This is a genomic window from Arenibacter nanhaiticus, assembly GCF_900141935.1.
Taxonomy (GTDB): Bacteria; Bacteroidota; Bacteroidia; order Flavobacteriales; family Flavobacteriaceae; genus Arenibacter; species Arenibacter nanhaiticus.
Window position 1 is genome coordinate 48,945 of the sequence record NZ_FQYX01000010.1, and the last position, 23,468, is coordinate 72,412.

At 38.9% G+C, this 23,468-nt stretch carries 25 protein-coding genes; 20 read left to right on the top strand and 5 right to left on the bottom strand.

The window, feature by feature from the left end; all coding sequences use genetic code 11:
- Positions 1-23 precede the first annotated feature (23 nt).
- From BUA16_RS08090 to BUA16_RS08135, 10 genes are all read left to right on the top strand, one after another.
- Positions 24-443 (top strand): GreA/GreB family elongation factor, encoded by a 420-nt coding sequence (locus BUA16_RS08090; RefSeq protein WP_072764249.1) that lies wholly within the window; start codon positions 24-26, stop codon positions 441-443.
- Between the two features lie 4 nt (positions 444-447).
- Positions 448-825: a hypothetical protein gene (locus tag BUA16_RS08095; RefSeq protein WP_072764250.1), complete on the top strand. Its 378-nt coding sequence runs from the start codon at positions 448-450 to the stop codon at positions 823-825.
- 308 nt (positions 826-1,133) lie between these two features.
- Positions 1,134-1,619 (top strand): lipocalin-like domain-containing protein, encoded by a 486-nt coding sequence (locus BUA16_RS08100; RefSeq protein WP_072764251.1) that lies wholly within the window; start codon positions 1,134-1,136, stop codon positions 1,617-1,619.
- Positions 1,620-1,629: 10 nt separating this feature from the next.
- Positions 1,630-2,325 carry a YiaD family glycine zipper/OmpA-like lipoprotein gene (locus BUA16_RS08105; RefSeq protein ID WP_072764252.1) on the top strand — a complete coding sequence of 232 codons (696 nt, stop codon included), beginning with the start codon at positions 1,630-1,632 and terminating at the stop codon, positions 2,323-2,325.
- Positions 2,326-2,383: 58 nt separating this feature from the next.
- Positions 2,384-3,520 carry an NAD(P)/FAD-dependent oxidoreductase gene (locus tag BUA16_RS08110; RefSeq protein WP_072764253.1) on the top strand — a complete coding sequence of 379 codons (1,137 nt, stop codon included), beginning with the start codon at positions 2,384-2,386 and terminating at the stop codon, positions 3,518-3,520.
- Positions 3,520-4,239, top strand: a complete 720-nt coding sequence (locus BUA16_RS08115) for a methyltransferase domain-containing protein (protein WP_072764254.1) — start codon at positions 3,520-3,522, stop codon at positions 4,237-4,239. Before BUA16_RS08110 ends, BUA16_RS08115 begins: the two co-directional genes overlap by 1 nt.
- Positions 4,236-5,291: a type III polyketide synthase gene (locus BUA16_RS08120; RefSeq protein WP_072764255.1), complete on the top strand. Its 1,056-nt coding sequence runs from the start codon at positions 4,236-4,238 to the stop codon at positions 5,289-5,291. Before BUA16_RS08115 ends, BUA16_RS08120 begins: the two co-directional genes overlap by 4 nt.
- Positions 5,292-5,358: 67 nt before the next feature.
- Positions 5,359-5,799, top strand: coding sequence for a 3-hydroxyacyl-ACP dehydratase FabZ family protein (locus BUA16_RS08125; RefSeq protein WP_072764256.1), 441 nt, complete (start codon positions 5,359-5,361; stop codon positions 5,797-5,799).
- A gap of 70 nt (positions 5,800-5,869) precedes the next feature.
- Positions 5,870-7,144 carry a beta-ketoacyl-[acyl-carrier-protein] synthase family protein gene (locus tag BUA16_RS08130; RefSeq protein ID WP_072764257.1) on the top strand — a complete coding sequence of 425 codons (1,275 nt, stop codon included), beginning with the start codon at positions 5,870-5,872 and terminating at the stop codon, positions 7,142-7,144.
- 7 nt (positions 7,145-7,151) lie between these two features.
- Positions 7,152-7,409, top strand: a complete 258-nt coding sequence (locus BUA16_RS08135) for an acyl carrier protein (RefSeq protein WP_072764258.1) — start codon at positions 7,152-7,154, stop codon at positions 7,407-7,409.
- An 8-nt stretch (positions 7,410-7,417) separates the two neighbouring features.
- Here the strand turns inward: BUA16_RS08135 and BUA16_RS08140 are convergent, their stop codons facing one another.
- On the bottom strand, positions 7,418-8,362 hold the full coding sequence (locus tag BUA16_RS08140) for a TerC family protein (RefSeq protein WP_072764259.1): 945 nt from the start codon (positions 8,360-8,362) through the stop codon (positions 7,418-7,420).
- A gap of 248 nt (positions 8,363-8,610) precedes the next feature.
- Between BUA16_RS08140 and BUA16_RS08145 the strand changes: the two genes are divergently transcribed.
- Positions 8,611-8,955: a hypothetical protein gene (locus tag BUA16_RS08145; RefSeq protein WP_072764260.1), complete on the top strand. Its 345-nt coding sequence runs from the start codon at positions 8,611-8,613 to the stop codon at positions 8,953-8,955.
- A gap of 178 nt (positions 8,956-9,133) precedes the next feature.
- On the opposite strand, the gene hpf is transcribed toward BUA16_RS08145, so the two are convergent.
- Positions 9,134-9,436: a ribosome hibernation-promoting factor, HPF/YfiA family gene (gene hpf / locus BUA16_RS08150; RefSeq protein ID WP_072764261.1), complete on the bottom strand. Its 303-nt coding sequence runs from the start codon at positions 9,434-9,436 to the stop codon at positions 9,134-9,136.
- A gap of 807 nt (positions 9,437-10,243) precedes the next feature.
- Here hpf and BUA16_RS08155 point away from each other — a divergent pair.
- From BUA16_RS08155 to BUA16_RS08170, 4 genes are all read left to right on the top strand, one after another.
- Positions 10,244-11,599, top strand: a complete 1,356-nt coding sequence (locus BUA16_RS08155; RefSeq protein WP_072764262.1) for a DEAD/DEAH box helicase — start codon at positions 10,244-10,246, stop codon at positions 11,597-11,599.
- Between the two features lie 48 nt (positions 11,600-11,647).
- The gene (locus BUA16_RS08160; protein ID WP_072764263.1) at positions 11,648-11,893 is read left to right on the top strand and encodes a VF530 family protein; all 246 of its coding nucleotides are present in this window, start codon (positions 11,648-11,650) and stop codon (positions 11,891-11,893) included.
- A gap of 200 nt (positions 11,894-12,093) precedes the next feature.
- Positions 12,094-13,086 (top strand): UDP-3-O-(3-hydroxymyristoyl)glucosamine N-acyltransferase, encoded by a 993-nt coding sequence (gene lpxD, locus BUA16_RS08165; RefSeq protein ID WP_072764264.1) that lies wholly within the window; start codon positions 12,094-12,096, stop codon positions 13,084-13,086.
- Positions 13,087-13,362: 276 nt separating this feature from the next.
- Positions 13,363-14,922 carry a DEAD/DEAH box helicase gene (locus BUA16_RS08170; RefSeq protein WP_072764265.1) on the top strand — a complete coding sequence of 520 codons (1,560 nt, stop codon included), beginning with the start codon at positions 13,363-13,365 and terminating at the stop codon, positions 14,920-14,922.
- Between the two features lie 23 nt (positions 14,923-14,945).
- Here the strand turns inward: BUA16_RS08170 and rlmF are convergent, their stop codons facing one another.
- The 3 genes from rlmF to BUA16_RS08185 form a co-directional block, all read right to left on the bottom strand.
- Positions 14,946-15,800 carry a 23S rRNA (adenine(1618)-N(6))-methyltransferase RlmF gene (rlmF, locus tag BUA16_RS08175; protein ID WP_072764266.1) on the bottom strand — a complete coding sequence of 285 codons (855 nt, stop codon included), beginning with the start codon at positions 15,798-15,800 and terminating at the stop codon, positions 14,946-14,948.
- A 107-nt stretch (positions 15,801-15,907) separates the two neighbouring features.
- Entirely contained in the window at positions 15,908-16,531 is a 624-nt protein-coding gene (locus BUA16_RS08180; protein ID WP_072764267.1) for a MarR family winged helix-turn-helix transcriptional regulator, read from the bottom strand.
- Positions 16,532-16,617: 86 nt separating this feature from the next.
- The gene (locus BUA16_RS08185; RefSeq protein ID WP_072764268.1) at positions 16,618-16,851 is read right to left on the bottom strand and encodes a thioredoxin domain-containing protein; all 234 of its coding nucleotides are present in this window, start codon (positions 16,849-16,851) and stop codon (positions 16,618-16,620) included.
- Positions 16,852-17,176: 325 nt separating this feature from the next.
- Here BUA16_RS08185 and BUA16_RS08190 point away from each other — a divergent pair, with 325 nt between their 5' ends.
- The 5 genes from BUA16_RS08190 (at position 17,177) to BUA16_RS08210 (ending at position 23,397) form a co-directional block, all read left to right on the top strand.
- Positions 17,177-18,040, top strand: coding sequence for a DUF4382 domain-containing protein (locus BUA16_RS08190; RefSeq protein WP_072764269.1), 864 nt, complete (start codon positions 17,177-17,179; stop codon positions 18,038-18,040).
- Between the two features lie 1,123 nt (positions 18,041-19,163).
- Complete coding sequence (locus BUA16_RS08195) at positions 19,164-20,279, top strand: nickel-binding protein (RefSeq protein ID WP_072764270.1); 1,116 nt, start codon at positions 19,164-19,166, stop codon at positions 20,277-20,279.
- Positions 20,280-20,812: 533 nt separating this feature from the next.
- On the top strand, positions 20,813-21,292 hold the full coding sequence (locus tag BUA16_RS08200; RefSeq protein WP_072764271.1) for a cupin domain-containing protein: 480 nt from the start codon (positions 20,813-20,815) through the stop codon (positions 21,290-21,292).
- A 66-nt stretch (positions 21,293-21,358) separates the two neighbouring features.
- The gene (locus BUA16_RS08205; protein ID WP_072764272.1) at positions 21,359-22,741 is read left to right on the top strand and encodes an FAD-binding oxidoreductase; all 1,383 of its coding nucleotides are present in this window, start codon (positions 21,359-21,361) and stop codon (positions 22,739-22,741) included.
- Positions 22,742-22,965: 224 nt separating this feature from the next.
- Positions 22,966-23,397 carry an FKBP-type peptidyl-prolyl cis-trans isomerase gene (locus tag BUA16_RS08210; RefSeq protein WP_072764273.1) on the top strand — a complete coding sequence of 144 codons (432 nt, stop codon included), beginning with the start codon at positions 22,966-22,968 and terminating at the stop codon, positions 23,395-23,397.
- Positions 23,398-23,468: the final 71 nt, after the last annotated feature.

Sequence of the window (23,468 nt, forward strand, 5' to 3'; positions counted from 1 at the left end):
ATAATTTTAAACAATAGTGTATTATGAAGTACGGACATTTGGTATTGGAAAAGAAAGAATTTGTTCTTTTAAAACGTTTAGTAAACGTTTCAGGGTTTTATACAGACAACACATATAAAAATTCTATTCAGAAATTAACTGATGAATTAAAGTCGGCAATCGTGTACAGTGAGGAAGAAATGCCCGAAGATGTAATTAGATTTAATTCGGCAGTAACTATTGAAGCTGCCAACGGTTGGTCTAAACAATTTCAGTTGGTGATTCCTTCAGAAGGAGATTTTAAAAACAATAAAATTTCTATACTCACTCCTATGGGTGCTGCAGTTATTGGCTATGCTAAAGGCGATGATATCATTTGGGAATTTAGAAATGGAGAACAGACTCTCAAGGTGACGGAAGTTGTGCAACAGCCAAGTTCTATTAATTCTGATATCTTAATGTAAAACTATGAATGTATTTTATGAACATGATTCCGATGATAGACTAATAGCAAAAAAAGATGCCCTGGAATTAAATAACTGGATTAATCATTTGGTCCATACCGGGGAGGAGGTTTTGATTTTAAAAGACATTGTATCTAAATTTAAAGACCAGAATGATTTAAAAGAAAGGCTGCAAGATATTGCCCTGGAAAATAAATTACGTCTCGGTGTTTTTTTTAGATATAAAAACTCGCTAATCAACGTGCACGAATGTGAAGATATGGAATGTGATATTTATTATTTGAACAAGCACGAGGAATATCGAAATATATATGAGACCTTTTACGAGTCCCTAAGACCACTAAAAGAAGAAGTGTATAACCTTATATTAAAAAACATATAAGTAAAAATTATTTTAGCAGCCAGTTTGTTGGTTTTAATATTAGAGTTTTATGGCTGTTAATAATTCAAGGGAAAGCGTTGCTTTCCCTTGAAATTTTTCAGATGGTTTCTGTCTAAAATCTCCTTTCCTTCACTTTTTGGGATGTTTTTACAATCTAATGTCCTTATTTTTAATAACTTCCATTTCTTTAAGGAGGCTAAGGGGTATAGCTTGTTTGTTGTTGAAAATTAACGCAATATTAACAAGTGGTTGGATACTTTTGCTAGTCTTACAACGTATAACAAGTAGCAATTATTAATACAAAAATTATGAATGTAAAAAAGCCCTTTTTTGCGCTTTTAGTAATGGGTTCCTTATTAGTGTCTTGTTCGGTTTCCAAAGTAGCCCGGATGGACAGAAAAGTTATAGAGGGGAACTGGACTCTGAACAATGTTTCTTATGAAGGAAAGAGCGGAAATTTTAAATCTGTACTTTTTAACGATGCTAATGCCAATTGTTTTATTGGGAGTCATTGGTTTTTTAGAAACAATAACAGTACAGGGAGTTATTGGTTGATGGATGGGTCGGATTGTACCGGTGGTGATCGCTTCATTCGTTGGTCGGTAGTAGATCGGGGAGGTCTTGCCAATCAGTTGCAATTTAAGTTTATAGATGAGAAGTATAAAGATATTTCTGGAGGGGTAGGGTATCGGTTAGATATCGCTTCCTTAACGGAAGAACAAATGACCTTAAAGTCAAAAGTATCTGTAGACGGAGAACCTATAACCATTGTATATAAATTTTCAAAAGAATAACATCAATAGCATGAAAAAATTAATAGTATGTAGTTTGTCGGCCATTATTATTTTGGCTTCTTTCAGTAGTTGTACTGCTGTAAAAAACACCAACAAAAAGCAAAGAGGTGCTGCCGTCGGTGCCGCTGGTGGTGCCGTCATTGGAGGGGTGATTGGCAATAATGTAGGCAATAAAAAAAATACAGCCCTTGGTGCCATTATCGGTGCCGTTGTAGGGGGTGTTGCCGGTGGTTATATCGGAGATAGAATGGATCGTCAGGCCGAGCGTATCGAGGAGGAAATTCCAGGAGCAGAGGTAACCCGTGTTGGAGAAGGGATAAATGTAACCTTTAATGAAGATGCCGGAGTGTATTTCGATACCAATAAAGCGACCGTAAAAGGCACTTCAGCGACCACTTTGGACAGATTGATAGGTATCTTAAAAGAATACCCAGATACCAATATTTTGGTAGAAGGACATACCGATAGTGCAGGAGCCGAGGAGTATAACTACAACTTGTCTAGACAACGCGCCCAATCCGTCACTAATTATTTGGTTTCTAAGGGAATTTCGAGTGGTAGACTTACCACAAACTGGTATGGAGAAACTCAGCCAAAGGCAGATAATGGTACGGCAGCAGGGAAGGCTAAGAATAGAAGGGTAGAATTGGTAATCGTGGCCAATGAAAAATTAAAACAAGAAGCTTTAGGCAAGGCAAAACAATAGAAATTTATTTTTTTATAGAAAAACCCGACGAATTTCGTCGGGTTTTTTGTTTTAAAATATGTACCTTTCTTATGTGATCTTATTTGACGTACTCGTTGTGGGAGGTGGATTGGCTGGATTGACCTCGGCCCTTGATTTACAAAAAAAGGGATATAGTGTTTTGGTGTTTGAGAAACTAGCCTATCCACATCATAAGGTATGTGGCGAGTACGTGTCTATGGAAGCTGTTCCTTACCTAGACTATTTAGGGATTTCCCTGCTTGATGCCGTTTCAATAAACAAAATGGTGTTAAGCACTTTAAAAGGACGGACATTACAGGCAGACCTTGCTATGGGGGGTGTGGGGATAAGTCGCTACACCCTAGATAACAGATTATATCTTAAAGCTAGGGAAGTTGGAGTGATGTTTGTTTTCGAAAGTGTTGTTTCCGTAATTTTTCAAAGGGAGACTTTTATAATAAAGACCGAAAAAGGAACAGTCTATCATGCTAAAGTAGCCATTGGAGCTTATGGAAAAAGAAGTGCTCTGGACAAGCAGTTGCAACGTGGTTTTAAAGGGGAGAAATCGCCTTGGCTTGCGGTGAAGGCTCATTATAAATTAGATGGTTTTCCAGATGATACAGTGGCCCTGCACAATTTTAGGGGAGGGTATGGCGGATTGTCAAAAACAGAGTCTGGCGCGGTTAATTTTTGTTATTTGGTTTCTTATGAAAGTTTTAAAGAAGTGAAAAGTATAGCTCATTTTAATAAGAATGTGGTTTCTAAGAACCCTTTTTTAGGGCAGTTTTTAGAAGAGGCTCAACAGTTATTTCCAGCCCCGGAAACTATTGGGCAAGTGGGCTTTGAAAAGAAAAGTGCCGTAGAGAATCATATAATTATGTGCGGAGATACGGCTGGCTTAATACACCCACTTTGTGGAAATGGCATGGCTATGGCGATTCATAGCGCTAAAATCGCTGCAGAAACAATAGATTGTTTTTTTAGGGAAATGGCCTATAGCCGAAATCAGATGGAAAAGGACTATACGAAACAATGGAGAAAAACCTTTGGCAGAAGATTATGGTTGGGAAGGAATTTACAATCTTTATTACTACATGAAAAATCCTTAGAGGTCGTTGTTCAGTTAGCATCGAAATCGCCTTCTTTGATAAAATCACTTATTAGTAATACCCATGGTAAAACAATTCGATTTTGATGAATTTTAATACCCGAAGCTCGGAAATAGAAAGGATGGACAATCTATCGGTAGATCTTGTCTCATTGCAAGAAATATTGTTCGATATAAATCGGGTTAATTCCCTTCTTAACGGATATTCGATCACTCTTAAAGCGATAAAAAAAATCATCCAGGAAAATCCGAAAAACAGTTATACCATTATAGATATGGGGTGTGGAGATGGTACTATGTTAAGGAAAGTGGTCCGGTATTTTAAAAATGAGCCTTTTAAATTAAATTTAATAGGGATCGATCTTAGTGAAAAAGGTATTGAAATAGCCAAAGCTATGTCGACAAGTTTTTCTAATATTAGCTATCAAAATAGGGATATCTTAAGTTTGGAGGCTCATGAAATTGATTGTGATATTATACTCTCGACCCTTACCATGCATCATTTTAGTTCCCAAGAAATACCCTTGTTTCTAGATCAATTCGTTAAAATAGCCCGTTTAGGAGTGATTATCAATGATCTGCAAAGAAGTAGGTTGGCCTATGGGTTATTTTGGGGCTTTAGTGTGATGTTTGTTAAAACCAAGGTTGGAAAGTCCGATGGTTTGGTTTCCATAAAAAGAGGCTTTGTGTTAAAGGATTTAGTGGCTTTTTCGCAAAATATTCCAGATGTCCAGCATACCATAAAGTGGAAGTGGGCGTTTCGTTATCTATGGGTCTTACGGACAAAAACAGCTAAAAATGTATGAATAAGGTAAAAATTGTCACGGTAACAAAGGAATTGCCCACCTATAGTAAGGATACTAAAGATATTCTACCGCTGGTAAAATGGTGGCTAAGGGATCAGGACGGACGATTTCAACGGAAGGTTCTAAAAATATTTGAAGGTGCTGCGGTAGACAAACGCTATAGTATAATGGCGCCGGAAGAGGTATTTAAGGCGACATCTTTTCAAGAGAAAAATGATATTTATAGTCGTGAAGTCCGTAAACTAGGGAAAAAAGTCTTAGAAAAAGCACTTTATAAAAGCGATTGGTCGGCAAAAAGTTTAGATTTTATTATTACGGTCAGTTGTACGGGGATAATGATCCCATCTCTTGATGCTTATCTAATTGATGATTTAGGGATGCGCCAGGAAGTGGTTCGTTTGCCTGTTACTGAAATGGGGTGTGCAGCAGGTGTTTCGGGGCTTATCTATGCCTATAATTTTCTAAAATCCAACCCGGGTAAAAGAGCCGCTATTGTGGCAGTCGAAAGTCCAACCGCTACCTTTCAGTTAAATGATTATTCCATGGCAAATATGGTCAGTGCTGCTATATTTGGCGATGGGGCGGCCTGTGTTTTATTATCCTCTGAGGTAGAGGCTAGTGGCCCTAGAATAGTTGGGGGCGAAATGTATCACTTCGAGAATACGACGCAATTAATGGGTTTTGATCTGGCTAATACAGGGTTGAAAATGATCTTGGATCCGGCGGTACCCGAAACCATATCCGAACATTTTCCAGCAATTATACATCCTTTTTTAAAAAAATATGGCAGTGAAATTGACAAGGTCAATCATTTGATTTTTCACCCAGGAGGAAAAAAAATTGTACAAACCGTAGAAGAATTATTTGGGAAACTAGGTAAAAATATTGATGAGACCAGAGAAACCCTTCGTCTCTTTGGAAATATGAGCAGCGCAACCGTTCTTTATGTTTTGGAGCGTTATTTGGAAAAGGATATTTCGGTGGGCGAGCAAGGGCTGGTGTTGAGTTTTGGACCGGGGTTTTCGGCACAGCGGGTGTTGTTGGAGTGGTAGGAATGTCATAGGAAGATAATTTCCACCATTAGGAAAGCACGCTTTAAAGGAATAATTAGTATGATGCATGAATACATATAAAGAAATTTTAGACCTACTACCATACAAGGAGCCTTTCTTGTTTGTAAATGACTTGGCAACGGTTAATGATGATGGAGCAACAGGTTCCTATACCTTTAAGGCGGAGGAAGGTTTTTACAGAGGACATTTTAAAGAATATCCGGTAACTCCTGGCGTTATTTTAACCGAGTGCTGTGCGCAGATTGGATTGGTCTGTTTGGGCATTTACCTCCTAAAGCAAGAACAGGCCGAATTTAATAATCCCCAAATTGCTTTAAGCCGTTCACAAATGGATTTTTCGTTACCGGTGTTTCCGGAGGAAACAGTTACCGTAAGCTCAAGTCTTGTGTATTTTAGATTTCATAAATTAAAATGCCTGGTTAAAATGCACAATGGCAAAGGTCAATTGGTATGCCAAGGAGTTTTAGAAGGGATGTTAAAAATATAAAAGCATGGAATAAGAATGAGCAAAAACCGGTCGTACATATGAACGTTAAAAAACAATACAAAAAACACCTATGAAAAAGCGTGTCGTAATTACAGGGCTTGGCGTCTGTGCTCCAAAGGGGGTAGGGGTCTCCGACTTCCTTAACACCCTAAAAAAGGGCGAGAGCGGAATAGCATTTCACCAAGAATTGGCGGCTTTAGGGTTTTCTTGCCAAATTGCGGGAAAACCAGAAGTTACACCCTCTATTTTAGAAGCTTTTTTTTCGCCTTTGCAAAGAAAAGGCTTAAGAGCTAGTGGTATCGTTTATGGGGTTATTGCGGGTATGGATGCCTGGGCGGATGCGGGATTGGAGAAGGCGGCCAAGGAAGAACCCGATTGGGACAGTGGTATTGTGTTTGGAGCCGGAACCTTAGGGGTCGATACGTTTAGGGAAGCGATACACCTCATTGATGCCAATAAAACAAGAAGACTGGGAAGTACTACGGTGATACAGACCATGGCGAGTGGTATTAGTGCATATTTGGGCGGAATTTTAGGTTGTGGCAATCAAGTAACGACCAATTCTTCTGCTTGTGGTACGGGCACGGAGGGCCTTATAATGGGCTATGAAAGAATCAGGTCGGGAATGGCCAGTCGTATGTTGGTAGGGAGTACCAGTGATAGCGGTCCCTATGTATGGGGTGGATTTGATGCTATGAGAATTTTACCCAGTAAATATAATGATAATCCTATTCTTGCAAGTAGGCCTATGAGCGACAGTGCTGCAGGTTTCGTTCCCGGGAGCGGAGCGGGGGCATTGGTACTAGAATCGCTGGACTCGGCCTTGAAGCGTGGGGCCACCATATACGCCGAGGTCTTGGGTGGGGCCGTAAATAGCGGAGGACAGCGCGGGAACGGTAGTATGACAGCACCCAACAGTACGGCCGTACAACGGTGTATAAAAGCAGCTATAAAAGATGCTGAGGTGCAAGGGAGAGACATAGATGTTATCAACGGGCATTTGACAGCAACCAAAAAGGATGTCGATGAAATTCGGAACTGGAGTGAAGCTTTGCAAAGGAGAGGAATTGATTTTCCCTATATCAATTCGACCAAAGGAATAGTGGGGCATTGCTTGGCAGCATCGGGCAGTATAGAATCGGTAGCCACAGTATTACAGCTTAAAGAAGGATTGGTTTTTGGAAACCAGAATTGCCCGGACATTCACCCCGAAATTTTAGCCTATGTGGATGCTAGCAAAATTCCCCAACAAACCATTCAATATCAGCCTAAAATAGCAGCAAAAGCAAGTTTTGGCTTTGGAGATGTAAACGCATGTGTTATCTTTAAAGAATATCCTAAATGACCATCGTATGAGAAAAGAAGAACGCTTTAGAACCTTAAAGAATATAGTGAAGGTTTATCTCCCGGAAGATGTTTCCGAAGAAGCTATTGAAGCGGAAAGTAATTTCACCTCGGAGTTAAATATCAATTCGGCTAACTTGGTCGATATCGTCCTCGATGTCGAGGATGCCTTTCATATAAAAATTGAAAATGACGATATGGACCAAATGAAAACGGTCCGGGATGCTCTTTATATCATCGATCAAAAACTTTTAAACAAAGCATAAAGCACCTTTTAAGCAGCTTCCTTTTCGGGGATAAGCAAGGAAGCTAATACCCCGCCCGCCAAGGCAACTGAGATCACTGTCAAAGATACCCATTCTGCAATTTCGATATGGTGGGTAAATAGCATTTTTAAACCTACAAAGGCTAATATTACGACTAAGCTATAGTTGATATATCTGAATTTCTCTAGCATACGGGAGATTAAAAAATACATAGAACGCAAACCCAATATAGCTAAAATATTAGAGCTAAATACAATAAACGGATCGGCTGTAATGGCCAGGATAGCCGGAATGCTGTCTAAGGCAAATAATATATCGGTTAGTTCAATAATAACCAATGCTACAAAAAGCGGCGTGGCAGCATTGACCCCCATTCGTTTTATAAAGAAATCATGTCCTTTTATGACCGATGTTATAGGGTATACCTTTTTTAGTTGTTTAAAAATAAAGGATGTTTTTGGGTCAAAACCTTTATCGTCAGATTTTAGCATTTTAAAGGCTGTGAATAACAAGAAAACCCCAAAAACATAAATAGCCCAGTCGAATTTGGTGATTAAGGCGACTCCAAAAACAATCATCAAGGCCCTAAAAAAGATGGCTCCTAAAATACCCCAAAAAAGGACCCTATGTTGGTATAAGGGTGGGATTTTAAAAGAAGAAAATATTACCGCAATAACAAATACATTGTCAATACTTAGCGATAATTCTATAAGGTAACCGGTAATATATTTTAATACCGCATTGTTTGGTGTCAGCCCTGTAGGGTTGTCTATTAAACCAGAAGAAAATAACCAATATATAACGCCGCTAAAACTTAAAGCTACCGTTACCCAAATAGCAGTCCATATGCCCGCTTCCTTGGTTTTTATGACATGGTCGTTTTTGTGGAAAACGCCCAAATCTAAGGCAAGAAATACTATAATTAGACCTATAAAAGCACCCCAAATTAACATAAATACATCCTATTAAAGGCACAAATGTAAGCATCCTTTTTATAAGAATAGAGGGTGAAATATGAAATATTTGAAATAATTATTGTCGGTTTTTAAACTCATTTTTAGGAGGTTAGTTGAGTGATTATTGTACATCATCGACTTAAGGTTCAATAAATCGTTAAAGGCCATAAAATGCTTTTTTGTTATGAGCTTAAACATCCTTTAATTTTCGTAAATTAAAGAAGACCCTTTTTAAAGTGCGATTTATGTGCCGTTATATTTTTCTTCCTTGTGTTCTTTTTTGCTTGGCAGTTTCCTTAAAAACAACTGCTCAAACAAATAATGATACAGTGGTAGTTGCTAAACACGAAATTGTCAATAGGACAATTTTAGAGCAATTTGAGCCAGGGATGATTCTTTCCAAAGAAACTAGGATCCGTTTAAAAAAGGACCGGATTTCAGAGGCTAAAAGGAGAAGAGTGTTTTTGGATTCTTTGAGTATTTCAGATCGTAAAAGAAAAAAGCTACTAAGAGACCTAACAAAAAAACCATTCTCCAACAGGTTGTTGAATAATTTGGCCAAAACATCCTTTAAGGACAGCGAAAACTAAAACTAGGGAATGTCTCCTGTACATTGGGTAAGTAGAGACCGATAGTGCTTTTTCATAAAACAAATGAATACTAAAATATAAATCCCCTTGCGCAACTTGTAGTTGCGCAAGGGGATTTACATTGACACTTGGTCCTTGAAGTTTAAAACCTTGCTGTCATGAACAGCAATATTGCTTATTAATATGTTTTCATTTTACTTTTTCTCTTTTCCAATTGACGTTCTATATCATCCACAGAATCGGTAATTGCAATTTCAAACTTACTTCTATTAGATTCGGCAAACAAGCGTGGTCCTGGGGCACTTAATCTTATGTTACAAATTAATCCGGTTTCTGGGGTCGAAGTTTTTTCCTTTCTAAAAAACACATCCGCACGGATTATAAAATCATATTTATCTTCTATTTTATTGAGTTTTTTGGTCGTTAATTCCTCAAGTCGCGCACTTGCTTTTACATCATCATACTGAAAGTTGATAGTCATAAGGTATAGGTTTTAAGTTAATAAATCGCTCTTGAATAGCTCTGTGTATTCAATGATTTAAGGTAGTCTTTCTTTTCAATAAAGCCAAACGAATTTTTATATTAATTTTTTTAATGGGTACTATTGCACAGCCCCATGCAGCAGCCGTCTTGTACTTGTTGCTACGGTTTACAGACCTATGGGAGTTTTTATGTTATTTTATGAAATGAGCATGCGCGAAAGCTGGTCGCAAAGATGAATTCAGTTATGCGAATTACATGCTTGTACTGAGGGCAGCCGAAGTATGACCGCTAAGAAAACAATAGATAACTGCATATGAAACTTTGAGTCGAATCTTTCTAGGTGTTTTGGGTTAAAGGAGTGGCAGGAATCGTATAGATCCTAAGTATCTAATAAAATATTATAAAGGGGCAGTGGGTTCATTGGGGAAGTCGCATATGGATCTATAAAAGTAATAAAGTAAGAATGACAGAAAAGTATCAAAAGAAATGCTGGTCCAAGCTTTGGGAGCTAGCCAAGATAAAAATTTAAAAAGGCTTCTTTTTACCATGTCAGAAGGAAAACGTTTTTTGTATTCAACAGTAGCGTTTTGGAGATATTAAATATCAAAAATGCTATCTCATACAAGTATTTTGTAGCTATTATATAGTTGTGGAATTCTTTGCGGTCGAAATTAGTGAATTTAAGTACATTTGGTGAAATTGGTGCATTTTTATTAATGGACTTTAGGAGTATTTCAAATTTCGATAGCGTTCCCTTCTTTTTATAAGGATTATAAACTTTACCTTTGCCCAAAATTATTAGGAGATGAATACCTTTGAAGATTGCAATCTATCAAAACAATTACTATATGCTATTGACGATTTAGGCTTTAGCAATCCGACACCAATACAGGCCGAAGCTTTTTCGGTAATTATGTCAGGATCTGATGTTGTCGGTATAGCACAGACGGGAACAGGAAAGACCTTTGCTTATATGTTGCCTATCTTACAGGATCTAAAATTTTCCAAACAGCTAACCCCGAGAGTTTTGATATTGGTTCCGACCCGGGAACTGGTGCTTCAGGTGGTAGAACGCATTGAAGCATTTGCTAAATATTTAAGTGTAAGAGTAACCGGGATTTACGGAGGCGCAAATATCAATACACAGCGTCAGGCCGTTGCCCGGGGATGTGATATTTTGGTGGCCACTCCAGGTAGGTTGTACGACCTTACCTTGGACAGAACCCTAAAATTAAGGGATGTTAAAAAATTAGTGATCGATGAGGTTGATGTTATGCTAGACCTTGGTTTTCGATTTCAAATTACCAATATTTTTGAATTGTTGCCTCCACGAAGACAAAACATTATGTTCTCGGCCACAATGACCGACGATGTGTCTAAGCTGATCGATGATTTTTTTATCGCCCCGGCCAGAATTTCTATTGCCGTTAGTGGTACGCCGCTAGAAAATATAGCGCAAAGTTGTTATTCAGTAGAAAATTTTTATACCAAGGCAAATTTGTTGGAGTACCTTTTAAAGGATAAAACTACCTATAAAAAAGTGTTGGTTTTTGTTTCTAACAAAAAAAGTGCCGATAGGTTGTTTCAAGCCATGGAAACCGTTTACGGGAACGAGGCTTGTGTCATTCACTCCAACAAAACACAGAATTATAGAATCCGTTCTATCAAACAATTTGATGAGGGCAAGAACCGAATATTGATTTCTACGGATGTGATGGCTAGAGGATTGGATTTAGATAAAATTACCCATGTGGTAAATTTTGACACTCCAAATTACCCCGAAAACTATATGCACCGAATTGGGCGTACCGGTAGGGCAAAGGAAAAGGGAACTTCCGTATTATTCTATACCGAAAAAGAAAGGGAGGCAAAAGAGGCTATTGAGAGTTTAATGGCGTATGAGATCCCAACCATAGATTTTCCAGAAGCAGTAGAAGTATCAGAGGAATTGACTCCCGAAGAAAGACCTCAGAATTTTGAGCTTAATAATCCAGTAAGAGCGTCAGAAACCGAGGGCCGCGGAGCGGCTTTTCATGAGAAAAGTGATAAGAACAAACGAGTAAATTTAGGTGGCTCCTATAAGAGGGAAATAGCCAAAAAGTATAAAAAACCAAAAACTCGTGGGGATAAGAATTTTGCAAAAGGCAAAAAGAAAAGATAAATGTGCTTGGGCAAGACTTTTGATGCCTAAGGAATATCTTCGGTGTATATGACAGATAAAAAAAATAAAACCAAAGGTCAGGAAAATAATCCTTTACATGGGATAACCTTGGCCACTATATTGGAGGAATTAGTAGCCCATCACGGTTGGCAGACGCTTGGCGAGAATATCAATATCCGATGTTTCAACCAAGACCCTTCCATAAAATCGAGTTTAACCTTTTTAAGAAAAACTCCCTGGGCCAGAGAGAAGGTAGAAAAACTATACCTAAAATTAATTAAGAAAAAAAAGTAAGGCACCTCAGTGTTTTTTAGGAGCTTTTTAAGGTCTAAAAAGCTCCGTTCTTTCCACAATATTATTCCTAGTTACGCGACAGTTCTTTTTTGTGCTATCCTTGAAGCTTTAAAGGCTAAAATTTAATGAAGATATATTTTAGTCCTATATTTAGCCAATTTGGCTGGGAATAATAACAATAACAATAAAATTCATATTAGATGAAATCATTTACGATAGTAGAAATAAACGAACTTTTAAAAGGAGAACTCGTCGGTACTTGTGATGAGCAAATAACAGGAGCTGAACAGCTTGAGAGAGCTACTGCCCAGCAAATTACTTTTATCGGAAGCAACAAATTTGCTAAACTTTGGGAGGCTTCAAAAGCAAGTGTTGCTATTGTAGATGCAAAGATAAAATTAGAGCCAGGTGACAATAGAGCGCTCATTAGGGTTAAAAATGCCGATTTGGCCATGGCTACACTATTGGAAGCTTTAGAGCCCGCACCACCTGTCCTAGAAGAAGATATTCATCCAACGGCCGTGGTACACGAATCTGTCGTATTGGGAAAAGGATGCAAAATAGGAGCAGGGTGTTATGTTGGTAAAAATGTAGTATTGGGAGATGGGGTTGTCCTATATCCCAATGTTAGCATATTCGACGATTCTAAAATTGGGCATCATACGGTAGTATGGTCGGGAACCGTAATTAGGGAACGCAGCGAAATTGGGAACCATTGTATTTTTCACATCAATGTGAGTATTGGTGCCGATGGATTTGGCTATAGACCTAGCGATGATGGTAGAGGATTGGTGAAAATACCACATATAGGAAATGTTATTATTGGAAACTATGTAGAGATTGGAGCTAATTCTTGTGTCGATAGAGGCAAGTTTAGTGCTACCATTATCGGTGATGGATGTAAAATTGATAATTTAGTCCAGATAGCACATAATTGTATTTTGGGCAGATCTTGTATTATGGCAGGCCATAGCGGACTCGCTGGCTCGGTGACCCTGGGAGATGGAGTGATCATAGGAGGAAGTGCCTCCATCAAGGATCACACTACTATCAATTCAGGCGCCGTTATTGGAGCTGGTTCTGGAGTTATGGGCGATGTTGATGCAGGGAAGACTGTTTTGGGGTATCCCGCTACGGACGCCAGAGATATGCTGAAACAATGGGTAGCTCTTAAAAGATTATCCAAAAATTAAGTACTAGAGTACCCTGATCTTTTAATAATAATGCGTCACTTCTCTTCTGTATGGTGTTTCTATGTACACGGCGGTTAGGGTTATCAATAGATTAGGGTGGTCTTTTTCCTTCATTTGTGTATCCTAAAAATTACATCTCGCTACTTCTGAATTTTCCCAATGGAAAGAAGGTGTAAGATTTTATCCTATGTGAAAAATTAATTCATAGTTTTTTCAAAAATATTCTTCAAACACCCAACAAAGGCCGTAATTTTGCAGTCCTAAAAAAAAGAGAATATGTTGGAGACCTTGACTGCAAATGCTGTTGTAGAAAGAAGAACGGATAAAGAATTATACAGTTATCAAAAAGGAGCTATAGACCAAATATTTGATAAGTTTGAAACCGCACCGGACGATTACCACCTGTTATATCAATTGCCTACCGGAGGAGGAAAAACCGTAATTTTTTCTGAAATTGTTCGACAGTATTTAAAGAACCACAAAAAGAAGGTGTTGATAATGACACACCGGATAGAACTTTGTAGGCAAACATCTTCCATGCTTACGAGTTTTGGCGTCACCAATAAGGTTGTAGACAGTAAGGCAAATTTAGAAGATCAGGATCAATATAGCTGCTTTGTGGCTATGGTAGAGACCTTGAACAACAGATTGCAGGACGATAAGTTGGATATTTCAGGGGTGGGGCTTGTTATTATTGATGAGGCCCATTATAATTCGTTTACAAAACTCTTTAAATATTTTGAAAATTCCTTTGTTTTAGGGGTTACCGCTACTCCCTTAAGTTCTAACAAGGACTTGCCGATGAAGGATAATTACGATGAATTGATCGTAGGGGAAAGCATAGAATCCCTAATAGAGAACGAGTTTTTGGCAAGAGCCGAAGTTTTCTCTTATAATATGGGGCTAACCTCCTTGGAGGTAGGTTCTAATGGGGATTATACGGTAAAATCTTCTGAAGACCTGTATACCAATAGCCAAATGCTGAGCAAGCTTTTGGAAGCCTATGTAAAGCATTCCAAGGGAAAGAAAACGCTGATATTCAATAATGGTATCAATACCTCATTGCATGTGTACGAAACCTTTAAGGCAGCTGGTTACCCTATAGAGCATTTAGATAATACCGCTAGTAAAAAGGAACGTAAGGCTATTTTAAAATGGTTTAAGAACACTCCCGATGCAATATTGACCTCCGTGAGTATCTTAACCACAGGATTTGATGAACCTACCATAGAAACCGTTATTTTGAACAGGGCGACGAAGTCTTTGACATTGTACTATCAGATGATTGGGCGCGGTTCTAGGATCTTGAACAATAAAGCTACTTTCTCGGTAATAGATTTAGGGAACAACCTACACCGTTTTGGACCTTGGGGAGCAGATTTAGATTGGCAGACCATCTTTAAATCTCCTAACTTCTATATGGACAAATTATTGGGTGACGAAGAATTGGAGAGCAATTTTAAATGGGAGATGCCCGAGGCCCTTAGAGCAGAATTTGCCAATTCTAAAGAGGTGTATTTCGATATCAAGGAAACCTATATAGACTCTGTGAAAAACGGAGAATCTTCCAAGGTTGTATTGGAGCGTTCCATTGCCCAGCATGCAAAGATATGTGTAGAGAATAGTGAAGATGTTTACGATGCTTTGGCATTGGCCAAACTCTTGGGGGGCGATATAGAAGATAGGATTCAGCGCTATGCCAAATGCATCAGTAAAAGTACCCATAACTTTTTAAAATGGTTAAATGAAGATTACCATAAAAAATTAAGTACTCACCTACGTCAAAATTTTGACACTATTTTTGAAGAAATACACGGTAGGCCGCCAGAAGAATAACTAAATGACGGCCCTCTTAAGATTTAAAATCTCCAGGCAACAAACCTACTTTGTTTGTTGCCTTGGGCCATTGGCACGGTCTTGTAAACAGCTTTTAGTTTGTGTAACTGCTTATAGATAGCGGCCAAATTTTCTTTTTTACTTACCAAGGTCGTAAACCATTGAACTTGTCGGGAATAAGCAACGCTTTGTTTGATCATTCGCTTTATAAACAAGGCTTCTCCACCATTGCACCATAATTCATTGGCCTGGCCACCAAAATTTAATTCTTCCGCACTATCTAAGCGCAGGTTCTTTACTTTTCTTAAACTACCCCTTGCGGCGGATTCGGCATTGGCATGAAAGGGAGGGTTGCAAAGACTAAAATGAAAATGATCGGCCTCATTTATGAGGCCCTTAAAAATATTGGAAGGGTCGGTTTGATGTCTTATCCTAATATTCTTCAATAGGCTTGGTGTAGCTTCTGTATTAGCTTTGGCGATGGTAACCGAAGTAAGGGAAATGTCCGATCCTACCATTTGCCAATCGTATATTTGAGAGGCTAAAATTGGATAGATGCAATTGGCGCCAACACCGATATCCAAACCTCGAATATTGTATTTGATGCCATCTTCTTCTAACAGATCGGCGATATGATGTATATAGTCGGCTCTTCCAGGAATAGGAGGACATAAATAACCATCGGGAATATTCCAGTCAGCCAGTCCATATTGATGCTTTAAAATAGCCTTATTAAAGTGAAGTACAGCGGCTGGTTTGGAAAAGTCAATGCTCTGGTTGCCATAGGGGTTTACGAATACATGAGGGGCCAATTCTGGGTGACTACCTATTAAGGCTTCGAAGTCATAAGGGGTATTATGGATGTTTTTCGGATGCAAGATATTTGGTTTTATGACCACAAAGATAGGAGGTCTCCATGTAAACAGTATGGTGAGATCTTGGGAATCTATGGAATTAGGCAAGGGGAATAGGCTGTTTTTCTGAATTATTGGCCGGATTTATTACCCTTTTTTTTGTCAAATTCCGGACAATCAACCCGTATCTCTTTTATATGTAGGTTTTTCTGAAGTAAATTGCAATGATGGGTTCCGTGGTTGATTTCATAAAATTTACAGGCGTAACATATTCTTTGTACCTGTAGTACTCCTGTTTGGTTTAGTCTATAAATCAGGGTGCTAAGGGAATCGTACAACGTATTTAGTTCCTCCTCGGTGTTAAGCTGTAAGGCATTCCGGATAGGGTTGGCAAACCCCTCCGTTTCCGTGACAATTTGTTTTCCGCTTTCCAATAGGGATACCGTATAACTTCTAGTGTCCAGGGAGGAGATTTCTTTTACAATAAGGCCTTTTTGGTGCAATATTTTGATGGCATCGCTAATGGTGGGTTTGCTAAGGTTAAATTCCTTTGCCAAATGGCTCACGGTACAATACGACTGTTGGTGGTAGGCAATAAAAATCAGGATCTGAATTTGAATAGGGCTAATTCCCCATGCCTTGGCATAATCCCTTAACAATGTCCTAAAAACCTCGGAAAGTCGGTCCAAGGCTATTACAATCTTACTGCCAAGGTCTTTTTGTTGAAAATCGGTGTCATATATACTGTGGGTCATAAGGAGCATTTTTCAAGGGCTACACAAAGTTACCCTAAAAAGAAGAAAAGTTGGACACCTTGTTTGTTGAAGGTGCCCAGCTTTTATCAACCTTTTACATCGGCCATGGAAGCACCAAAATTTATGTGCAGAACATTTCCGTCGGGGGTTAACAAGGCAGGAACAGATTTTACGCCTGCCTTTTCGGCTTCCGATATTCTGTCCTTGGCCCCAGCAAGATTAACAACTTCAACCTGGGCCGGATTCATTAATTTTAAAATGTCTTGTTCAGCACTTACGCAGACAGGACATCCAGCGTGATAGAAAACAGATTTTTTCATGTTACAGATTTTAAGTTAAATGCAAAATTGCTCCCATAAAGATAGTTAGGAATCCTAACTAAAACAAGTTTGGACTTAGGTTTTTTATATGCTGTATAACTAGTGTGGTATATCGAACGGTGAACAGCCGGCCAGTAAAAGGAATTTACAGTATTTTTAGAATTGCCCTGTGCGAAAAGACTCTTTTTGACGGTGCTTGAACGAAAAAAATTAAAAAAAAGGTATATGTCGGTAGGGTATTTTTACTTTGCGTTGTTATAGGTAGGAGGGCCCCCGTGGATGAGGCGGCAAAAGGCAATAAAATGTTTAATATAAAATTTAAATTATGAAATTAAGATTATTATCAATTATTATGATCGGTCTTATGGCTTTGGTGTATAGTTGTACAGACGGAGACGATGCTAATAAGGATACTGGGCGATTGTCCGTTTCCTTGACAGATGCTCCATTTCCCCACGATTTGGTAGCCGAGGCAAATGTTACCATTTTTAAAATTGATGCTAGACGAAAAGCCGATAAAAGTGAAGAGGGGGCAAATAATGAAGATGGTTCATCCTTTGTTGTTCTTATGGAGGATGAAATTTCGGTAAATCTATTGGATCTGACCAATGGGATAACTGAAAATTTGGTTAATACGGACGTAGCTGTAGGAACCTATGATTTATTTAGAGTGTATGTAGAAGGGGTGAATGTAGTAATGACTGATGGTACTACCTATGATTTAAAGGTCCCCAGTGGTGCACAAACCGGGATAAAAGTATCTGTCAAACCGAGTCTGGTAGTCAGTGGAGGCCTATCTACAGATTTATTGTTAGATTTTGATGTTAGTAAATCCTTTGTTGCCAAAGGAAACAGAAATGATCCGGAGGGAATAAACGGATTTAATTTTAAACCGGTAATAAAGGCTTCTAATCTTTCTACCGCAGGTACTTTAACGGGGCTGGTGACCACTGTGCAAGATAATGCAATGCTTGGTTTAGAAGGTGCGCAAGTTGCCGTATTTGCAGCCGACACCTTACATACAACTACCTTTACCGATGCTTCCGGGGGCTATACTGTTTTAGGATTGGCGGCCGGTTCCTATGACGTGGATGTTGCCTTGGAAGGCTACGGGTCTCAAACCGCTGAGGATATTGATATTGTGGCAGCCAATAAAACGGTTCAAGATTTTGAGCTGACTGTAGAATAGCACTGTTACAAGTTTTAAAATACACTAAAAGGCTACCACAATTGGTGGCCTTTTAGCGTATTTAGCTATTGCTGTAAGCAGCCCTTTTTAGCAGTAATAACTACCTCCTCCGCCAATCGCGGGACTACCTGCCAATATGACTATTGCTAAAAATTGCATAAATATATTTTTAGTCATATTATAGTTAGCTAGCGCAGCTAAATAACCTGATTCGCAGAATAGGTTTCAAAAGCTCCGAGAGCAGGAGCTGAGGTACGAGGCGACGCGGAGTTTTGAAACCGGTTTTTCGACCTCGGTGTCGAAAAAATTCATTGAATCAGTGTCTTTTCTTTTGTTTCGTTTTCTTTGGACAAGCAAAGAAAATGAAAAGAAAACGTCAAGTTTCAGGCTTGAAGAACTGCCCTTAAAAAGAAAAAAGTTGTACAAAAAAACTAAGCACGAACCGGTTGTATGTACGTGGATTACAAATCTAGTTATATGATAGTACCTCCCCCGCCGAATCGCAGGACTACCGGCCATTATGACTATTGCTAAATTTTGTACAAATATATTTTTAGTCATATTATAGTTAGCTAGCGCAGCTAAATAACCGGTTTTTCGACCTCGGTGTCGAAAAAATTCATTGAATCAGTGTCTTTTCTTTTGTTTCGTTTTCTTTGGACAAGCAAAGAAAATGAAAAGAAAACGTCAAGTTTCAGGCTTGAAGAACTGCCCTTAAAAAGAAAAAAGTTGTACAAAAAAACTAAGCACGAACCGGTTGTATGTACGTGGATTACAAATCTAGTTATATGATAGTACCTCCCCCGCCGAATCGCAGGACTACCGGCCAATATGACTATTGCTAAATTTTGTACAAATATATTTTTAGTCATATCATAGGTCCACTATATAGGTTAAAAAATGCCTATGGTGAATTCTCTTGTCATTAAGCAATGGCAACTAAAAAGTGAAGGGTATATTTTTTATTTTTTTTTATTTTGAGTGGATAGTAGTCTGGTAGCAAAACTACTTTTATTTTGTACATGAACGGAGGTAAAAAACAGATCGTTTTATTTGCTGTGATTTTTCGTTTAGTAGTGTGCAACTTGCTATAAATCATTATCTTGTATTAAAATTGAACACTATGCCTATTTTTATGGATCGTCACGATGTTTCGGATACGGTAACTGCCGAACATGTTGCTCGGTTGCATCAGGAAGATCTAAAGGTTGAGCATAAATATGGTTGCCGAGGGCTTACTTATTGGTTTGATGAGAAACGGAAAACCGCATTTTGTTTGGTTGAAGCACCCAACAAAGAAGCCTTGGAAAAAATGCATATTGAGGCTCACGGCGATGTTCCATATCGAATTATTGAAGTAGAAGAAACCATAGTAGAATCGTTTTTAGGGCGTATAGAAGATCCGTTAAAAGCCATCAACAAGGAATTGAATATTATAAACGACCCTGCTTTTAGGATCGTTATGGTGACTGGGTTTAAAACGGTCTCCTTTCCAAATATTTTGTCAGATGGTATTTTACAGTCCCAGAAAAAAATTAATGAGGCCGGTAGATCTATTATCGAATCGTATCAGGGCAGGATAGTAAAACAGCAACAGGAAGGTTTTTTGGTGTCTTTTTGTTCAGTTTCTAAAGCAGTCTTATGTTCCTTGGAACTACAAACGGTCTTTAAAAAAATAACAGAAAATATAGAGGCGCCACATTTTCAATTGAAAATAGGGTTGACGAGTGGGGTGCCCGTGGCCGATAAGGGTGAGTTTTTTGGCGACAGCATTAGGTTAGCAGAGCGCATATGCGAAATCGCCAAGGGAACTATAGCTATTACTGCGGAGGTGAGAAATTTATACGAGAGTGAAAATATAAATGGGTATATAGCTCAGGAAAGCGTGCAAACCCTACAGCCATCGGACGAAAAATTCCTTAATTCGTTAATGGATTATACAGAAAAGATATGGCAGAATACAAATGTAAGAACTACAGATTTTAATACCCAATTGGGGTTTAGTAAAACCCAATTCTATAGGAAGTTGGTGCAGTTGACAGATGACTCTCCTAATGTTTTTCTAAAAAAATATCGATTGTTGAAATCTCTCGGTTTATTAAAAAACAGATCGGGCAATATTTCGGAAATAGCTTTTGAAACCGGATTTAATAGTCCAGCTTATTTTTCAAAATGTTTTTTGGATTCTTTTGGAATTCTACCTTCACAATTCCTTCGGTACTATGCTGTACAAACATAATTGTTTATAAAAGGCATATGATTCAAATTTGTAATAATTTGGATAAAATGTAGCGGTCTCCCCATATTTTTTGATGTACTTTTAAGTAATGTATTTCATAATCCCTTTTGATACATTGTTTTTTGGCCTAACAATTCCCCTAGTTTTAAACTAAATAACCGCGCTTTTACCAATTTTTGACACGGCATTTTATCCTCCGCTTATATGGGGGGCGATGCGTTGGTTTCTTCTGTAAAGGAAATCTGTGAGGGGGTTCTTCATGGAAAATAAAGGGAGGAAAGGAACATTTGTAGTTTTTATTTTTTTCGCGTTAGGGACCGCGGCGGCATCCCCGCAGCAACGCAAGGGATATAGCCAAGTGCCCGACCGACGAAGGAGGGAACGCCCAAATTATACTGCTACTTAGCAATAGCGATAGGGCTATGTTCGGATACCATGACAAAATCATACAATTTTTGATCTGATCCGGAAGGTGAGTAATTGACCGATTATTTTTGAGAAAGCACAGCTATTTAATTTTAAAAATTTTAATCATGACGTATTTTTTAACATATCCAAAGCTAAGAGTTGCCGCTCTGGTACTAGTGTTTTTGGCAACCCATGTGTTATGGGGGCAAAACAATGAAGAGGCATCTGAAATGTCCTTGATAAAGACCCATGAAGATAAAGAATTGGTGTGGGGGCCATGTCCGCCTTTTATGCCAGAAGGCTGTACCATAGCAGTCTTGCACGGAGACCCGGCAAAGGCGAATGTAGATGTCTTTTTTAAAGTGCCTGCCAATTATGAGATACCGCCCCATTGGCACACTTCCGCCGAACGCATGATACTTGTTTCCGGAGAACTACACGTGACCTATGAGGGCGAAAAGGAACAAATTATGAAAACGGGCTCTTATGCCTATGGCCCTTCTGAAAAACCACATAAAGCAAAATGTGGTCCGAAAGATCCATGTGTTCTATTCATTGCCTTTGAAAAACCATTGGATGCCTTTCCTATGGTTGTAAAAGAATGAGGGCAAAACCGATAGCCGGTTTTTATGCCTAGTAAAACGATATCTAATTTAAAAAAATTGAACATCATGGAAATGGTAATAGACCTGGATGCGAGCAATATCGCTTCCTTTAAAAAAGATATAAGAGGAGAAGTGGTAATGCCCACCGATGCCAACTACAATACAAGTAGGAAGGTGTATAATGGTATGATAGACAAACATCCGGGAATGATTGTGAAGTGTGTGGATGTGGCCGATGTGATGTGTGCCGTAAACTTTGGAAGGGAAAATAATTTGCTCATTGCAGTAAGAGGGGGCGGGCATAACGGAGGAGGTTTGGGATTGTGCGATGATGGCATGGTGATAGACCTGACTGGAATTAAATTTATCAGAGTAAATACGGCCGACAATACTGTAAGGGTTGGTGGTGGAAATGTCTGGGGAGAGGTAGATCATGCCACCCATGGCTTTGGACTGGCAATTCCTGCCGGAATTATCTCTAGTACCGGTGTTGGCGGATTGACCTTGGGTGGGGGAGTAGGGTATCTTTCCAGGAAATTTGGCCTTACTATAGACAACTTGTTAGAGGCCGATATGGTTTTGGCCGATGGTAGCTTTGTAACCGTAAACAAGGACCATCATAAAGATTTATTTTGGGCGATCCGTGGGGGCGGCGGAAATTTTGGCATCGTTACTTCCTTTAAATTTCAGGCCCACCCCTTAAAAACAGTTATTGGCGGGCCTACCTTATGGCCTATAGAACAAACCGAAGAAATAATGGAGTGGTTCGATGGTTTTATCCATAATGCTCCGGACGATTTAAATGGGTTTATTGCTACTTTAGTGATCCCAGGAGCTCCTTTTCCCGAAGAACTTCACAACAAACATTTTTGCGGTATTGTATGGTGTTTTACTGGAGATCCTACCAGGTTTGACGAACTCTTTAAGCCGGTTTTGTCTAAAGAACCGGTATTTCAACATGTTGGTGAAATGCCCTATCCCGCTATTCAAACCTTATTCGACGCTTACTTTCCAGCTGGACTTCAATGGTATTGGCGAGCCGATTTTTTTAATCAATTAGGACCAGAGATCAGGGCGGGGCATAAAAAATATGGCGCCGAAATTCCAACCCCCCTTTCTCAGATGCATTTGTACCCTATTAGTGGGGCTGCTGCTAGAGTTGGTCCCAAGGCCACTGCATGGGCCTACAGAGATGCAAAATATGCAGGGGTAATGGTTGGGGTAGATCCCGAGCCTAAAAATGCCGCAAAAATCACCAACTGGTGCAAGGATTATTTTAATGCAATTCACCCTTATTCTGCCGGAGGGGCCTATTCAAATTTTATGATGAACGAAGGTAGCGAACGCGTTAAAGCAAGTTATAAACACAACTACGATCGACTGGTAGAAATTAAAAGAAAATACGATTCTAAAAACCTATTTAGTGTCAATCAGAACATAAAACCTTAGAACGAAGGCAGTAGTTAAAATGAAAATTAAGCTAAATCAGCCATAATGTCCAATGACTCTTTTTTTACGGAATTGTATTATTAGTGGATTTATGTTATTGTTTTTATTAAAAAATTAAAGATTTGTTAATTCTTGAATATTTTTTTAATCCTATGGCTTAAGGCGTTTTAGAAGCCATAAGTTTGTACTGTTTTATAAAATTGCAAATCACAGATATTGGATTTATGAGTAAAGTTAAAGAAAACGATACGGTACAAGTACATTACACAGGAAAATTAACCAATGGTCAAATATTTGACAGCTCTTTGGAAAGAGACCCTATTAAGGTTACCTTAGGACAAGGTGCTCTTATCCCAGGTTTTGAAAAAGGACTTTTAGGTATGGAAGCCGACGAAAAGAAAACCATCACTATACCTAAGGAAGAGGCTTATGGGGATGTTCAAAAAGAAATGTTCCACGAGGTGAAAAAGTCGGACCTACCCGGAGATATTAAGCCAGAAGTTGGAATGGGATTGATGGCAAAAAGCCCAGACGGAAGAGAAAATGAATTGCGTATTGCCGAGGTGCATGAGGAGCATATTGTTATTGATGCCAACCACCCATTGGCCGGACAAGACCTTATTTTCGACTTGCAACTGGTAAGTATTGAAGCATAGGTTGAAGATTCGTTAAAGTCAACGACGACATATTACAAGAAGAGGCCACAATAGTGTGGCCTCTTTTGGTT